The 15,179-nt window shown below is 63.2% G+C and carries 13 protein-coding genes; 2 read left to right on the top strand and 11 right to left on the bottom strand.

Features of this window, described 5'->3' with window-relative positions; translation table 11 throughout:
* Positions 1-52: 52 nt before the first annotated feature.
* From nqrM to QYS36_RS06370, 8 genes are read right to left on the bottom strand one after another with little or no spacing between them, the layout of a single operon-like run.
* Positions 53-286: a (Na+)-NQR maturation NqrM gene (gene nqrM, locus QYS36_RS06405; protein ID WP_308838688.1), complete on the bottom strand. Its 234-nt coding sequence runs from the start codon at positions 284-286 to the stop codon at positions 53-55.
* 2 nt (positions 287-288) lie between these two features.
* Positions 289-1,314 carry an FAD:protein FMN transferase gene (locus tag QYS36_RS06400; RefSeq protein WP_308838687.1) on the bottom strand — a complete coding sequence of 342 codons (1,026 nt, stop codon included), beginning with the start codon at positions 1,312-1,314 and terminating at the stop codon, positions 289-291.
* Positions 1,315-1,316: 2 nt separating this feature from the next.
* Positions 1,317-2,540, bottom strand: a complete 1,224-nt coding sequence (nqrF, locus tag QYS36_RS06395) for an NADH:ubiquinone reductase (Na(+)-transporting) subunit F (protein ID WP_308838686.1) — start codon at positions 2,538-2,540, stop codon at positions 1,317-1,319.
* 15 nt (positions 2,541-2,555) lie between these two features.
* Entirely contained in the window at positions 2,556-3,164 is a 609-nt protein-coding gene (gene nqrE, locus QYS36_RS06390; RefSeq protein WP_308838685.1) for an NADH:ubiquinone reductase (Na(+)-transporting) subunit E, read from the bottom strand.
* Positions 3,164-3,832, bottom strand: a complete 669-nt coding sequence (locus QYS36_RS06385) for an NADH:ubiquinone reductase (Na(+)-transporting) subunit D (protein ID WP_274123963.1) — start codon at positions 3,830-3,832, stop codon at positions 3,164-3,166. The genes nqrE and QYS36_RS06385 overlap by 1 nt, the downstream gene beginning before the upstream one ends.
* Position 3,833: 1 nt before the next feature.
* Positions 3,834-4,622 (bottom strand): Na(+)-translocating NADH-quinone reductase subunit C, encoded by a 789-nt coding sequence (locus tag QYS36_RS06380; RefSeq protein WP_308838684.1) that lies wholly within the window; start codon positions 4,620-4,622, stop codon positions 3,834-3,836.
* Positions 4,615-5,826: an NADH:ubiquinone reductase (Na(+)-transporting) subunit B gene (locus tag QYS36_RS06375; protein ID WP_308838683.1), complete on the bottom strand. Its 1,212-nt coding sequence runs from the start codon at positions 5,824-5,826 to the stop codon at positions 4,615-4,617. The genes QYS36_RS06380 and QYS36_RS06375 overlap by 8 nt, the downstream gene beginning before the upstream one ends.
* Positions 5,827-5,829: 3 nt before the next feature.
* Positions 5,830-7,167 (bottom strand): Na(+)-translocating NADH-quinone reductase subunit A, encoded by a 1,338-nt coding sequence (locus QYS36_RS06370; RefSeq protein WP_308838682.1) that lies wholly within the window; start codon positions 7,165-7,167, stop codon positions 5,830-5,832.
* Positions 7,168-7,306: 139 nt separating this feature from the next.
* Between QYS36_RS06370 and QYS36_RS06365 the strand changes: the two genes are divergently transcribed.
* Entirely contained in the window at positions 7,307-7,585 is a 279-nt protein-coding gene (locus tag QYS36_RS06365; protein ID WP_308838681.1) for a hypothetical protein, read from the top strand.
* On the opposite strand, the gene QYS36_RS06360 is transcribed toward QYS36_RS06365, so the two are convergent.
* Positions 7,560-9,008, bottom strand: coding sequence for a glyceraldehyde-3-phosphate dehydrogenase (locus QYS36_RS06360; RefSeq protein WP_308838680.1), 1,449 nt, complete (start codon positions 9,006-9,008; stop codon positions 7,560-7,562). The two genes, QYS36_RS06365 and QYS36_RS06360, sit on opposite strands and share 26 nt — an antisense overlap.
* Before the next feature lie 152 nt (positions 9,009-9,160).
* On the opposite strand from QYS36_RS06360, the gene mfd reads away from it, so the two are divergent.
* Complete coding sequence (gene mfd, locus QYS36_RS06355; RefSeq protein WP_308838679.1) at positions 9,161-12,604, top strand: transcription-repair coupling factor; 3,444 nt, start codon at positions 9,161-9,163, stop codon at positions 12,602-12,604.
* 573 nt (positions 12,605-13,177) lie between these two features.
* Here the strand turns inward: mfd and nagZ are convergent.
* Positions 13,178-14,176, bottom strand: a complete 999-nt coding sequence (gene nagZ / locus QYS36_RS06350; protein ID WP_308838943.1) for a beta-N-acetylhexosaminidase — start codon at positions 14,174-14,176, stop codon at positions 13,178-13,180.
* A gap of 177 nt (positions 14,177-14,353) precedes the next feature.
* The gene (locus tag QYS36_RS06345; protein ID WP_308838678.1) at positions 14,354-15,058 is read right to left on the bottom strand and encodes a TetR family transcriptional regulator; all 705 of its coding nucleotides are present in this window, start codon (positions 15,056-15,058) and stop codon (positions 14,354-14,356) included.
* Positions 15,059-15,179 lie beyond the last annotated feature (121 nt).

Genomic DNA, 15,179 nt, shown 5'->3' with positions numbered 1-15,179 from the left:
CGCAACGTGTTGCAAAGGCGCCTAGGGTAACGCCCCCAACGCCGATTGGCGATCAGCGCTTGTTCGGGTCGAAGCGCTGCACGCCCGCGTCGCCGGCGTCCTGCGGATCGCCGCTGACTTCCTCGCACTTCTGGCGGTCACCGCCGCAGATCGAGCATTCCTTTTCGATCCCCAGGTTGGCGATGCCGCCACAGGAACCGGCGATGGGCTTGCGGCCGGCCATTACACCGACGGCCATCATGGCCACCACCAGCGCCATGACCATGAATACGATCAAGAATGTCATTGTCATTGCTCTTCTCCCGCAGCGAATAGCTGCTCGAATTGAGGCGTACTTTCTGTGACGAAACCCTCGCCTTCGCGGGTCACGAAAAATGCCGCAATCTGATGCCGCTCGGCGAACAGCTTGCCTGCTTCAGGCCCGAGCACCATCAATAGAGTGGACAAGCCATCGGCGCGAAGGGTCGATGGATCTGCCACGGTTACCGCTGCCAACTTGTGATTGACCGGCCTGCCGCTACCTGGATCCAGGGTGTGGGAATAGCGCTGACCGTTCTCTTCGAAGTAGTTGCGGTAGTCGCCAGAGGTCGAAATGCCGTAGCCGTCGAGCTGCAGAATCCGCTGGGCCACGCGCTCATCGTCACGCGGCGCCTCCAGACCGATGCGCCAGTGGCTGCCGTCGGGCTTGCGCCCCGCCGCCTTGAGCTCACCGGTGGCTTCCACCAGATAGCTGCGCACGCCGAGCTCACCGAGGCGGGCGATGATCCTGTCGACCGCGTAGCCGGCGGCGATGCTGTTGAAGTCGACCTGCACGTCGGCGTCCTTGCACAGGCGCTGGCCGTCGATGCGCAGATGCCCCTGCCCCACGCGCTGGCGCACCTGCGCCAACTGCTCGTCGCTGGGCACCGCCTCGCCCTTGCCCTTGGGCCCGAAGCCCCAGAGGTCGAGCAGCGGTTCCAGGGTCAGGTCGAAGGCACCGCCACTATCCTCGTGCAGGCGATTGCCCGCGGCGACCAGCTCCAGCACGCCGTTCGGCATGTCCTGGCAGTTGCCCGCCGGGGCACGGTTGAAGATCTCGATCGCCGAGTCGGCCCGGTACGTGGACATCTGCTCGTCGACCTCGGCGAGAATCGCCTCGGTCGCCGCCTGCAGTTCGGCCTTGGGGGCGACCCCTTCGGCCCGTACGTATTTCACCGAATAGGTGCTGCCCATGGTCGGGCCGCCAAAGCTTTCGATCTTGTCTGAATGCAAGCAGCCCGTTAGGGCTGCCGCCAGGGCGACAGCGATAACGGGCTGGAGTACCGCTAACCTCATGCTTAACCGCCGAAGTCGTCGAGCAGGATGTTCTCCGACTCCACACCCAGGTCGGTGAGCATCTTGATCACGGCGGCGTTCATCATGGGTGGACCACACATGTAGAACTCGCAGTCTTCCGGTGCCGGGTGATCCTTGAGGTAGTTCTCGTAGAGCACGTTGTGGATGAAGCCGGTGAGGCCCGTCCAGTTGTCTTCCGGCTGCGGGTCGGACAGCGCCAGGTGCCACTGGAAGTTCGGGTTCTCGGCCTGCAGCTGGTCGTATTCCTCGTTGTAGAAGGATTCGCGCATGGAACGCGCGCCGTACCAGAAGCTGATCTTGCGGGTCGACTTCAGGCGCTTGAGCTGGTCGAAGATGTGCGAGCGCATCGGCGCCATGCCGGCACCACCGCCGATGAAGATCATCTCGGCGTCGGTATCCTTGGCGAAGAACTCACCGAAGGGTCCGTACACGGTGATCTTGTCACCGGGCTTGAGGCTGAACACATAGGACGACATCTGGCCGGGCGGCAGATGATCCTTGCCCGGTGGTGGCGAGGCGATACGGATGTTGAACTTGACCAGGCCGCGCTCTTCCGGGTAATTGGCCATGGAGTAGGCACGAATCACCGTCTCGTTGACCTTGGACACGTACTTCCACTGGTTGAACTTGTCCCAGTCGCCGCGATACTCCTCCTGGATGTCGAAGTCCTTGTAGTGCACTTCGTGGGGCGGGCACTCCAGCTGCACGTAGCCACCGGCGCGGAAGTCGACGTTCTCGCCTTCCGGCAGACGCAGCGTGAGCTCCTTGATGAAGGTCGCCACGTTGGGGTTGGACTCGACGGTGCACTCCCACTTCTTGACGCCGAACACCTCTTCGGGCACTTCGATCTTCATGTCCTGCTTGACCGAAGCCTGGCAGGACAGGCGCCAGCCCTCGCGAGCCTCGCGCTTGGTGAAGTGCGATTCCTCGGTAGACAGCATCTCGCCGCCGCCCTCCTCGATGATGCACTTGCACTGCGCGCAGGTGCCACCGCCGCCACAGGCGGACGAGAGGAAGATGTTGTTGGCCGCCAGCGTCTGCAGCAGCTTGCCGCCCGCCGGCACCGTGATGGTCTTTTCGCCGTTGATTTCGATGTTCACGTCGCCGCTGGAGACCAGCTTGGCGCGTGCCGCCATGATGATCAGCACCAGCGCCAGGACGATGCCGGTGAACATGCCGATCGCGATAAATACTTCGTAATTCATCCCTTCATCCCACCCTTAAAGCTGCACGCCGGAGAAGGACATGAAGCCCAGCGACATGAGACCGATGGTGATAAACGTGATGCCCAGCCCTTGCAGACCCGCCGGCACGTCACTGTACTTGAGCTTTTCGCGAATACCGGCCAACGCGGCGATGGCCAGCGCCCAGGAGACCCCGGCACCCACGCCATAGACCGTGCTCTCGGCCAGGTTGTAGTCGCGCTCGACCATGAACAGCGAGCCACCCATGATGGCGCAGTTCACGGTGATCAATGGCAGGAACACACCCAGCGCGTTGTAGAGCGCGGGTACGTACTTGTCCAGGGTCATTTCCAGGATCTGCACGATGGCCGCGATCACCCCGATGAAGGTCAACAGGCCCAGGAAGCTCAGGTCCACGTCCGGCAGGCCGGCCCAGGCCAGCGCGCCGTCCTTGAGCAGGTTGGCGTAGATCAGGTTGTTGACCGGCATGGTGATGCCGAGCACCACGATAACGGCCACGCCCAGACCGATGGCGGTTTCCACCTTCTTGGAGATGGCGATGAAGGTACACATGCCCAGGAAGAACGCCAGGGCCATGTTCTCGACGAACACCGCCCGCACGAACAGGCTGATGTAATGTTCCATCAGTAGGCCTCCTTATTGGAAACCTGAGGCGCCATCTTGAAGTCTTGCTTCTCGACCTGGTCGGTTTTCCATACCCGGATGCCCCAGATGAACAGGCCGATCAGGAAGAACGCCGAAGGCGGCAGCAGCAGCATGCCGTTGGGCTGGTACCAGCCACCGTCGTTGACCACCGGAATGATGGTGTAGCCCATCAGTTTGCCGGCGCCGAACAGCTCACGGATGATGCCCAGGGCGATCAGCATGGCGCTGTAGCCCAGACCGTTACCGATACCGTCGAAGAACGACAGCACCGGTGGGTTCTGCATGGCGAAGGCTTCGGCACGGCCCATCACGATACAGTTGGTGATGATCAGGCCGACGAACACCGACAACTGTTTGGACAGGCTGAAGGCAAAGGCCTTGAGCAACTGGTCGACCAGGATCACCAGCGAGGCGATGATCACCATCTGCACGATCATGCGGATCGAGCCCGGGATCTGGCTGCGGATCATCGAGATGAACAGGTTGGAGAACCCGGTCACCAGGGTCAGCGCCACCGACATCACCAGCGCGGTCTTCAGGTTCGACGTGACCGCCAGCGCAGAGCAGATACCGAGGATCTGCAGGCCGATCGGATTGTTGTTGAAAATCGGGTTGAGCAATACGTCTTTGATAGTTGGCTGTGCCATATCAAGCCTCCCCTGCGCGCAGGTTAGCGATAAACGGACCAAGACCGTCCTGGCCGAGCCAGAACTTGAGCAGATGATCCACGCCGTTACCGGTTAGTGTGGCGCCCGCCAGGCCGTCGACCTGGTGAATCGCATCCGGGCTCTGCGGGTTAACGCTGCCCTTGACGACCTGAATCTGCAGCTCGCCGTTCTCATCGTAAATCTTCTTGCCTGGCCATTGGCCGGTCCATTTCGGATTGTCGACCTCGCCACCCAGACCGGGGGTTTCGGCGTGCTGATAGAAGCCCATGCCGACCACCGTGTTGAGATCGCCCTTGAGGGCGATGAAGCCATGCAGGGTCGACCACAGGCCATAGCCGCGAACCGGCAGGATCACGGTGTCGAGCTGACCGTCCTTTTCCACGATGTAAACAGTGGTGTAGCGCTCCAGGCGACGAATCGAGGCGATGTCCTCGCTGGCCGACAGACGGCGCGACAGTTCAGGGTCCTTGGCGGCTGCCAGGGGCTCGAAGGTCACCGGGTCGAACTTGTCGGAGAACTTGCCGGTTTCCAGATCGACCAGGCGCGCCTGGATGGTGGTCTCGAACATGGCGCGAACCGCCGAGCCCGGCATGTTCGGATTACCCAGCCCGGCAATCGCCAGGATACTGCGCTGCTTGTCCAGCAGGCGGTTTTCCAGCTGGGTGGGCTTGAGCGCCACCGCGGCACCGGCCACGAATACCGAACAAACCAGACAGACCAGCAACGCCACGAGCAACGTGCGGGCGGTGGATTCTTTTTGACTAGACATTGCGTGCCAGCCTCCGCTTGATATTGGCCTGTACGACGAAATGGTCGATCAGCGGTGCGAACAGATTGGCAAACAGGATCGCCAGCATCATGCCCTCGGGGAACGCCGGGTTGACGACACGAATCAGCACCACCATCACACCGATGAGAATGCCGAAGATCCATTTGCCGGTATTGGTCATCGATGCCGAAACCGGATCGGTGGCCATGAAGATCATGCCGAAGGCGAAACCGCCGACCACCAGGTGCCAGTACCACGGCATGGCGAACATCGGGTTGGTCTCGGAACCGATGGCATTGAACAGGGTGCTCAGGCCGATCATGCCGATCATCACACCGCTGACGATGCGCCAGGAGGCGATCTTGGTGAACAGCAGCACCGCACCACCGATCAGAATGGCCAGGGTGCTGGTCTCGCCGATCGAGCCATGCATGGTGCCGATGAAGGCGTCCATCCAGGTCACGCCATTGTTGATGACGTTGTCGATGCCGCCCGAGGAGGCCAGGCTCAACGAGGTGGCGCCGGCAAAACCGTCCACCGCCGTCCACACCGCGTCACCGGACATCTGCGCCGGGTAGGCGAAGAACAGGAAGGCACGGCCGGTCAGCGCCGGGTTGAGGAAGTTCTTGCCGGTACCGCCGAACACTTCCTTGCCGATCACCACGCCGAAGCTGATGCCCAGGGCCACCTGCCACAGCGGAATGCTGGGCGGCAGAATCAGGGCGAACAGCACGGAGGTGACGAAGAAGCCTTCGTTGACCTCGTGGCGACGGATGGAGGCGAACAGCACCTCCCAGAAGCCACCGACGATGAAGGTCACCGCATACACGGGCAGGAAGTAGGCCGCCCCCTGGATGAAGTTGTCCCACAGGCTGTTGGGGTCGAAGCCCGCCAGCGAGCCGATCAGCCCGAAGCGCCAGCCATCCTGCGCCGCCAGCAGCTCGGGGTTCTGGGCGAAGATCAGGTTGGCCTGGTAACCGGTGTTCCACATGCCGAAGAACATGGCCGGAAAGGTACAGGCCCAGACGGTGATCATGATGCGTTTGAGGTCGATGCCGTCACGCACATGGGCGGTGGTCTTGGTGACGCTGGCGGGGCGATAGAAGAAGGTGTCCACGGCTTCGTAGAGCGCGTACCACTTCTCGTACTTGCCGCCCTTCTCGAAGTTGTGCTCGATCTTGTCGAGGAATGCACGAATACCCACGAGTTAACCCTCCTTTTCGATACGGCTGAGGTTGTCCCGCAGGATCGGGCCATATTCATATTTACCGGCACACACGTAGGTACACAGGGCCAGGTCTTCCTCGTCGAGTTCGAGGCAGCCGAGCTTCTGGGCCATTTCCGTGTCGCCGACGATCAGGTAACGCAGCAACTGGGTGGGCAGGATGTCCAGCGGCATCACCGCCTCGTAGTTGCCGACCGGAACCATGGCGCGTGGGCTGCCGTTGGTGCTGGTGGAAAAGGCGAAGCGCTTGGCGGCATTGAACTTGGAAACGAAGATGTTCATCACCGAATGCTTGTTCACGCCGGCGCGCAGGTAGTGCATCACCTCGCGCTCGTTGCCTTCCTGCAGGCAGGACACCTGCAGGTGATAGCGGCCCAGGTAATCGCAGGCGCCGCGGGCGACGCGGCCGCCGAGCAGCGAGCCGGAAACCACGCGGTTGTTGCCGGGAACCAGCTCGCCCGCGGTCAGCTCGCTGAGGTTGGCACCCAGGCGGGTGCGCAGCAGGCGCGGACGCTCGACCACCGGGCCACCCAGGGCCACCACACGCTCGACGGACAGCTGGCCAGTGGCGAACAACTTGCCGGCGGCGATCACGTCCTGGTAATTGATGGTCCAGACGCTCTTGCTGGTGCTGACCGGGTCGAGGAAGTGGATGTGCGTGCCAGGCAGGCCAGCCGGGTGCGGCCCGGCGAAGGCTTCGCTGGTCACGCCGGCAACGCCCTCGCCCGCCAGGCTGACGCCCGCGGCCTTGCACAGGAATACCGGGGCCAGGCGCACGAGCACCTTGAGGCCATTTTCGAAATCGGCGGCCTGCTCGGCAATGATCACGGCAGGGTCGGCAGCCAGCGGGTGGGTATCGATCGCGCTGACGAAGATCGAGCTGGGCACCGCATCGACAGCCGGCACCTTGCTGAACGGGCGGGTACGCAGCGCGGTCCACAGGCCCGAGCGCTGCAGGTTTTCGCGTACCAGGGCGGCGTCCAGGCTGGCGAGCTGCTCGGGCGCGTACTGGGCAAAGGTCTCCTGCTCGTCGCCATCGAGCTCGATGACCACCGATTGCAGTACACGCTTCTCACCGCGGTGAATGGCGCTGACCACACCGGCGCCAGGCGCGGTGTAGCTCACTCCCTCGTTCTTCTTGTCGACAAAAAGAACCTGCCCCAACTTGACCCGGTCACCCACCTGTACCGACATGGTGGGCTTCATGCCCTGATAATCGAAGCCTATGACGGCAACGCTTCGCACTGGCCTGGCCGCTTCGATTTGCTGCGCCGGTGCGCCTGTTATCGGCAAGTCGAGCCCATGTTTTATTTTGATCATAGGTTTGCCTAACCACTGGTTTTAGAGCTTTTAGAAGTACGTTCGAACGTGAAGCAAATGACGCCCGTGTACCAAAGGCGTCGCAATTGGCACGTAAGGATGTCGAACGTAGATAACAAATCGCCGGGATTATAAAGACGTGCGTCAACTCGACGCCACCCAAGCGCTTGTCTTTTTTGCCATTTCCGTTACAGGACGCGACAACGGGCCGCTGAGCCCGGCGCTCTACGCCGCGCGACGACCCGCGCGAGACTGGGGCCGGGCCGACCGTCGGATCAAGGCTGCCCGCGAAACTCGCCCGGCCAAAACGACGATGCCCCCGTCCAGGGACGAAGGCATCGATCAAGCTGCACGATCACCGGCCGAGTTGCTCGACCGCGACCGAGCCGATGTCAGCGCGGGAACGCAGGCGGGTTGACCCCGGCCATTTCTTCCATCACGCGAATCACCTGGCAGCTGTAGCCAAACTCGTTGTCGTACCAGACGTACAGCACGACGCGGTTGTCGTTGGCGATGGTGGCTTCGGCATCGACCACGCCAGCGTGACGCGAGCCGACGAAGTCGGTGGACACCACTTCCTGGGAACTGACGAAATCGATCTGCTTCTGCAGGTCCGAGTGCATGGCCATCTGGCGCAGGTACTCGTTGATTTCTTCGCGGCTGCAGGCCTTCTCCAGGTTCAGGTTGAGAATCGCCATCGACACGTTCGGCGTCGGCACGCGAATCGCGTTGCCGGTCAGCTTGCCCTTGAGCACCGGCAGCGCCTTGGCAGCAGCAGTGGCCGCACCGGTTTCGGTGATGACCATGTTCAGCGCGGCGCTACGGCCACGACGGCTGCCCTTGTGGAAGTTGTCGATCAGGTTCTGGTCGTTGGTGTACGAGTGGACGGTCTCGACGTGACCATTGACGATGCCGTACTGGTCATTGACCGCCTTGAGCACCGGCACGATGGCGTTGGTGGTGCAAGAGGCGGCCGAGATGATCTTGTCATCGGCAGTGATTTCGCCATGGTTGATGCCATGCACGATGTTCTTCAGCGCGCCCTTGCCCGGTGCGGTCAGGATCACGCGGTCGACGCCCGGGCACTTGAGGTGCTGGCCGAGGCCGTCGGCATCACGCCATACCCCGGTGTTGTCGACCAGCAGCGCATCCTTGATGCCGTACTGGGTGTAGTCGATGGCCGACGGGTCCTTGGCGTAGATCACCTGGATCAGGTTGCCGTTGGCGGTCAGGGTGCTGTTCTCTTCATCAATGGTGATGGTGCCATTGAACTTGCCGTGCACCGAGTCGCGGCGCAGCAGGCTGGCGCGCTTGACCAGGTCGTTCTCGGCGCCCTTGCGCACGACGATGGCGCGCAGACGCAGGCCGTCGCCGCCACCGGTGTGCTCGATCAGGATGCGTGCCAGCAGACGACCGATACGGCCGAAACCATAAAGGACAACGTCGGTGCCCTTGCGTGGCGACGCGTTCTGCTGGTTGGCGACGTCGGCCAGCTCGTCCTTGACGAACTGCTCGATGCTGCGGCCGTTACCTTCAGCCTTGAACTTGCCGACCATCTTGCCCAGGTCGACGGACGCAGCGCCCAGCTTGAGCTCGCTCATGGCCTTGAGCACGGCGTAGGAATCATGAACGGCCAGGCCATCCTGATCAGCCTGACGGTGACGGGCGAAGCGATGCGCCTTGAGAATCTCGATGACCGAGCGGTTGATCAGGCTGCGGCCATGGATCGACAGCACCACGTTGTTGTTGCGGTACAGCTGACCAATCAGCGGAATCATCGCCTCGGCGAGAGCTTCACGGTCAATCCATTCACCAAGACACTGGTCGGGCTTCTGAGTCACGGCAATACCTTCCACATGTAGGGGCTGAAAAAAGGGGCTACATTATGACGACCCAGCCAGGGGTCGGCAATCTGCAGCGGTCGAAACACTGACAGCCATCCTCGCGGATAGTTACAATCGGGGGCCAAATCGTTACCAATCGCGAGCCACCCGTGCCTGTACTGCGTCTGCCGTCCTTGCCGGCCACCGCCGGTAAACAACACTGGGGCAACCTGCCCGGTGCCGCGCTGAGCCTGGCCATCGCCGAGGCGGCCAACTCCGCCAAACGTTTCACCCTGCTGCTCACCGCCGACAGCCAGAGCGCCGAGCGCCTGGAGCAGGAACTGAGCTTCTTTGCGCCAGAGCTGCCCGTGCTGCACTTCCCGGACTGGGAAACCCTGCCCTACGACCTGTTCTCGCCGCACCAGGACATCATCTCCCAGCGCATCGCCGCGCTGTACCGCCTGCCGGAGCTCAAGCACGGCATTCTGGTGGTGCCGATCACCACCGCGCTGCATCGCCTCGCACCCAGGCGCTTTCTGCTCGGTAGCAGCCTGGTGCTGGATGTCGGTCAGCGCATCAATGTCGATGACATGCGCGCGCGCCTGGAAGCCACCGGTTATCGCTATGTCGACACCGTCTACGAGCATGGCGAATTCACCGTGCGCGGCGCGCTGATCGACCTGTTCCCGATGGGCAGCAAGCAGCCGTTTCGTATCGACCTGTTCGACGACGAGATCGAAACCCTGCGCACCTTCGACCCGGAGACCCAGCGCTCGATCGACAAGGTCGAGTCGATCAAGCTGCTGCCGGCCCGCGAGTTTCCGCTGGAGAAAAAGGCCGTCACCGATTTCCGTGGCCGCTTCCGCGAACGCTTCGACGTCGACTTCCGCCGCTGCCCGATCTACCAGGACCTGTCCACCGGCATCACCCCCGCCGGTATCGAGTACTACCTGCCGCTGTTCTTCGAGGAGACCGCCACCCTCTTCGACTACCTGCCCCAGGACACCCAGGTGTTCTCGCTGCCCGGTATCGAAAAGGCTGCCGAGCAGTTCTGGACGGACGCCCGTAACCGCTACGAGGAGCGCCGCGTCGATCCCGAGCGGCCGCTGCTGCCACCGACCGACATCTTCCTGCCGGTCGAGGACTGCTTCGCCCGCCTGAAGGACTGGCCGCGTGTGGTGGTGAGCGCTGACGATGTCGAGCCAGGCGTTGGCCGCACCCGTTTCGAGGCCAGCGCCCTGCCCGACCTGGCCATCCAGGCGAAAACCAGCGAACCATTGGCTGCGCTGCGCCGCTTCATCGAGGAATACCCAGGCCGCGTGCTGTTCTGCGCCGAATCCGCCGGGCGTCGTGAAGTGCTCCTGGAACTGCTTGCGCGCCTCAAGCTCAAGCCGAAGGAAGTCGACGGTTGGCCGCAGTTCTGCGCCAGCCAGGAGCGCCTGGGCATCACCATCGCGCCACTCGATGAAGGCCTGCAGTTGGAGAACATAGCGCTGATCGCGGAAAGCCCGCTGTTCGGCCAGCGCATCATGCAGCGCCGCCGCCGCGAAAAGACCCGCGATGCCGGCGACAACGTGATCAAGAACCTCACCGAGCTGCGCGAAGGCGCACCGGTGGTGCATATCGACCATGGCGTGGGCCGCTACCTGGGCCTGGTGACCATGGAGTTCGACGGCCAGGCCGCCGAATTCCTCGCCCTGATGTACGCCGAGGAAGCCAAGCTCTACGTGCCGGTGGCCAGCCTGCACCTGATCGCCCGCTACACCGGCAGCGACGACGCCCTGGCGCCGCTGCACCGACTGGGCTCGGAAACCTGGCAGAAGGCCAAGCGCAAGGCCGCCGAGCAGGTGCGCGACGTCGCCGCCGAGTTGCTCGACATCTATGCACGCCGCGCCGCCCGCGAAGGCTATGCGTTCAGGGACCCGAAGGCCGATTACGAAACCTTCAGCGCCGGCTTCCCGTTCGAGGAGACGCCGGATCAGCAGAGCGCCATCGAGGCGGTGCGCGAGGACATGCTCGCCGCCAAACCGATGGATCGCCTGGTGTGCGGCGACGTCGGCTTCGGCAAGACCGAAGTGGCCATGCGCGCGGCGTTCATCGCCGTGCATGGCGGCAAGCAGGTGGCCATCCTGGTGCCCACCACCCTGCTCGCCCAGCAGCACTACAACAGCTTCCGCGACCGCTTCGCCGACTGGCCGGTAACCGTCGAGGTGATGAGCCGCTTCAAGAGCGCCAAGGAAGTCAGCGCCGCCATCGAGCAACTGGCCGAGGGCAAGATCGACATCATCATCGGCACCCACAAGCTGTTGCAGGATGACGTCAAGATCAAGAACCTGGGCCTGGTGATCATCGACGAGGAACACCGTTTTGGCGTACGCCAGAAGGAAGTCCTCAAGGCCCTGCGCAGCGAAGTGGACATCCTCACCCTGACCGCCACGCCGATTCCGCGCACCTTGAACATGGCGGTATCGGGCATGCGCGACCTGTCGATCATCGCCACGCCGCCGGCGCGGCGCCTGTCGGTGCGCACCTTCGTCATGGAGCAGAACAAGCCGACCATCAAGGAGGCGCTGCTGCGCGAGCTGCTGCGCGGCGGCCAGGTGTATTACCTGCACAACGACGTGAAGAGCATCGAGAAGTGCGCCGCCGACCTGGCCGAACTGGTGCCCGAGGCGCGCATCGGCATCGGCCACGGGCAGATGCACGAGCGCGAACTGGAACAGGTGATGGGCGACTTCTACCACAAGCGCTTCAACGTGCTGATCGCCTCGACCATCATCGAGACCGGCATCGACGTACCGAGCGCCAACACCATCATCATCGAGCGCGCCGACAAGTTCGGCCTGGCCCAGCTGCACCAGCTGCGCGGGCGCGTCGGCCGCAGCCACCACCAGGCCTACGCCTACCTGCTGACACCGCCACGCAAACAGATGACCGACGACGCGCAAAAGCGCCTGGAAGCCATCGCCAATGCTCAGGACCTGGGTGCCGGCTTCGTGCTGGCCACCCACGACCTGGAAATCCGCGGCGCCGGCGAACTGCTCGGCGACGGCCAGAGCGGGCAGATCCAGGCAGTCGGCTTCACCCTGTACATGGAAATGCTCGAACGTGCGGTCAAGTCGATCCGCAAGGGCGAGCAGCCCAATCTCGACCAGCCCCTGGGCGGTGGCCCGGAGATCAACCTGCGGGTACCGGCGCTGATCCCCGAGGACTACCTGCCGGATGTACACGCGCGCCTGATTCTCTACAAACGCATCGCCAACGCCAGCGACGAGGACGGCCTCAAGGAACTGCAGGTGGAGATGATTGACCGTTTCGGCCTGCTGCCCGAGCCGACCAAGAACCTGGTGCGCATCACGCTGATGAAGCTGCAGGCCGAACGGCTGGGCATCAAGAAGATCGATGCCGGGCCGCAGGGCGGGCGCATCGAGTTCGCCGCGGAAACCCCGGTCGATCCACTGACGCTGATCAAGCTGATCCAGAGCGCGCCGAACCGCTACAAGTTCGAAGGCGCCACGCTGTTCCGCTTCTCGGTGCCGATGGAACGCGCCGAGGAACGCTTCAATACCCTGGAAGCGCTGCTTGAGCGGCTGTTGGCGACGGTCAAGAGCTGAAAACGATCAGGGCCGCTATGCGGCCCTTATCGTTTATGACACGGCCCTGGCGAACCGATACGCCGAGCCTGCTTGTTGCCCTATAACGGCTGCTACAAGGCAAAAGCGGACGTTCGATTTGGTGGGCTGAAGCCCACCCTACAGCCTACAGCCGCGCATCTTGGGCAGGGTGGGCTTCAGCCGTAGGGTGGATGACGCTCTTTTCATCCACCATTGCGATCGCAGAGCGGTGGACGGGTCGGGCCGCGTAGGTGAGGCGTCGTCCACCCTACGACAGGCCGCTATCGCCACTATGCAGCCAGCTCGATAAATCGAGTCAAATGCCCGCTCCCACAGAACGATCAGGGCCGCTTATGCGGCCCTGATCATTTATAGCGTGGCCCTGGCGAACCAATACGCCGAGCCTGATTGTTGCCCTATAACGGCTGCTACAAGGCAGAAGCGGTCGCTCCCACCGTAGGGTGGACAACGCTCTTTTTGTCCACCATTGCGATCGCAGAGCGGTGGACGGATGAAGCGTCGTCCACCCTACGAAAGGCCGCTACCGCCACTTTGCGGCCAGCCCGCCGCCCCTCACTCCACCAACTGCGCCGTGCGCAGCGCCGAGAGTGCCTGCGCCCAGCGCGGATCCTGGCGGTAGTCAACGCCCGGAAAAGCGCGCCGACGCATACGCGCCAATCCCTTGGGCGCCACGACCTCGAGGCGCTGCGCCGCCGACAAAGCCAGCTCCGCCGCCGCCCGGTCATTGCACACCAGGCCCATGTCGCAGCCGGCGCTCAGCGCGGCCTCGATGCGGCTGGCGGCATCGCCGACCACATGGGCGCCGGCCATCGACAGGTCATCGCTGAAGATCACCCCCTCGAAGCCCAGCTCGCCGCGCAGAATGTCCTGCAGCCAGCGGCGCGAAAAGCCGGCCGGCTGGCTGTCGACCTGCGGGTAGATGACGTGGGCCGGCATCACCGCGGCCAGGTCGCGACTCAGCGCGGCGAACGGGCGCAGATCCTTCTGGCGAATTTCTTCCAGGCTGCGCTCATCCAGGGGAATCGCCACGTGGGAATCGGCCTCGGCCCAGCCGTGACCGGGAAAATGCTTGCCCGTGGCGGCCATGCCCGCCTCCGCCATGCCGCGGATAAAGGCACCCGCCAGTTGCGTGGCCCGCTCGGGATCGCCCTCGAAGGCGCGGTGGCCGACCACCGCACTGCGCCCGTGATCCAGATCCAGCACCGGCGCAAAGCTCAGGTCCAGCCCCACCGCCAGCACTTCGGTGGCCATCAACCAGCCGCACTGGCGCGCCAAGTTTTCTGCATCGGCGCAACCGGCGATCGCCCGCATCGCCGGCAGTTTCACGAAGCCCTGACGCAGGCGCTGCACCCGCCCACCTTCCTGGTCCACCGCCAGGAGCAGGTCGGGACGCAGCGCACGGATGGACTGGCACAATTCACGCACCTGTCGCGGGCTCTCGATATTGCGGGCGAAGATGATCAGGCCGCCGACCTCGGGCTGGCGCAGCAACTGGCGATCCTCGGCGGTCAGCCAGGTACCGGCGATGTCCACCATCAGGGAGCCATACAGGGGAGTCGTCACAACGGATATTCCTTGAATAGAAGCTTCACGCCCAACGGCCATGGGACAGTGGCGCAGCCCGGAGTTCCCGGCCGCCCGTACCGGGCCATGCAGCGCATAAAGCAATTAGGTCAAAGGCCGCTAGCTTAGGGGCAGCCAAGACCAGCGGGCAAGCGCTGCCCCGGCTCAGGGCTTGGTGACGGCAGCGCTTTTGTGGCGCGGGATGAGCTGTGCAGTGGCCAGACGCGGATCGGTCACCGCGCTTTCCGAACGCATGCCGGCCGCCAGGAACGGCACCATCAGGCGCATCACCTGCTCGATCGAGGTGTCGACGCCAAAGTCGCTCTCGGCCATGGCCCGCAGCGCCTTGATACCGGACATGCTGAAAGCCGCGGCGCCGAGCATGAAGTGCACGCGCCAGAACAGTTCCAGGGGCGGAATGCCGGGTGCCGCCTCGTGCACCAGGTACATGTAGCGGCGAAATACCTTGCCGTAGACCTCTTCGAGGTACTTGCGCAGGTGACCCTGGCTCTGGCTGAACGCCAGACCCAGCAAACGCATGAAGATCGACAGGTCGTTACCGCTGCGCGGCTTGACCGCCAGGGCCTGCTCGACCAGCAGCTCGAGCAGCTCCTCGAGGCTGAAGGTGACCCCCGGCTTGCTCTGGCGCTTGTCCAGCTCGCGCTCGAGGCTGCTGCAGAAAGGCCCGAGAAAGCGCGAGAACACCGCCTGAATCAAGGCCTTCTTGGAGCCGAAATGGTAATTGACGGCAGCCAGGTTGACCCCGGCCTTGCTGGTGATCAGGCGCAGCGACGTTTCGGCAAAGCCCTTCTCCGCGAACAACTGCTCCGCCGCGTCGAGAATGCGTTCAACGGTTTCCGATTGCGCCATGACTTCCACCAGACAAACAAGTGTTTGAAACATACGTTTCAGCGCGTGCCACTGTCAAGTCGCGCAAGGCGTATTCTGGATGCTCGGTCATCATTTGGCGATAGCGTCGCACACTACCTCG

This window comes from Pseudomonas sp. G34 (assembly GCF_031119625.1).
In the GTDB taxonomy this organism is placed as follows: Bacteria; Pseudomonadota; Gammaproteobacteria; order Pseudomonadales; family Pseudomonadaceae; genus Aquipseudomonas.
This window is presented reverse-complemented; position numbering and strand designations above follow the sequence as displayed.

Excerpts from the sequence above, each read along its gene's own strand:
- nqrM (WP_308838688.1), bottom strand. The coding sequence starts at position 286 with ATGACATTCTTGATCGTATTCATGGTCATGGCGCTGGTGGTGGCCATG.
- QYS36_RS06400 (WP_308838687.1), bottom strand. The coding sequence starts at position 1,314 with ATGAGGTTAGCGGTACTCCAGCCCGTTATCGCTGTCGCCCTGGCGGCA.
- nqrF (WP_308838686.1), bottom strand. The coding sequence starts at position 2,540 with ATGAATTACGAAGTATTTATCGCGATCGGCATGTTCACCGGCATCGTC.
- nqrE (WP_308838685.1), bottom strand. The coding sequence starts at position 3,164 with ATGGAACATTACATCAGCCTGTTCGTGCGGGCGGTGTTCGTCGAGAAC.
- QYS36_RS06385 (WP_274123963.1), bottom strand. The coding sequence starts at position 3,832 with ATGGCACAGCCAACTATCAAAGACGTATTGCTCAACCCGATTTTCAAC.
- QYS36_RS06380 (WP_308838684.1), bottom strand. The coding sequence starts at position 4,622 with ATGTCTAGTCAAAAAGAATCCACCGCCCGCACGTTGCTCGTGGCGTTG.
- QYS36_RS06370 (WP_308838682.1), bottom strand. The coding sequence starts at position 7,167 with ATGATCAAAATAAAACATGGGCTCGACTTGCCGATAACAGGCGCACCG.
- QYS36_RS06345 (WP_308838678.1), bottom strand. The coding sequence starts at position 15,058 with ATGGCGCAATCGGAAACCGTTGAACGCATTCTCGACGCGGCGGAGCAG.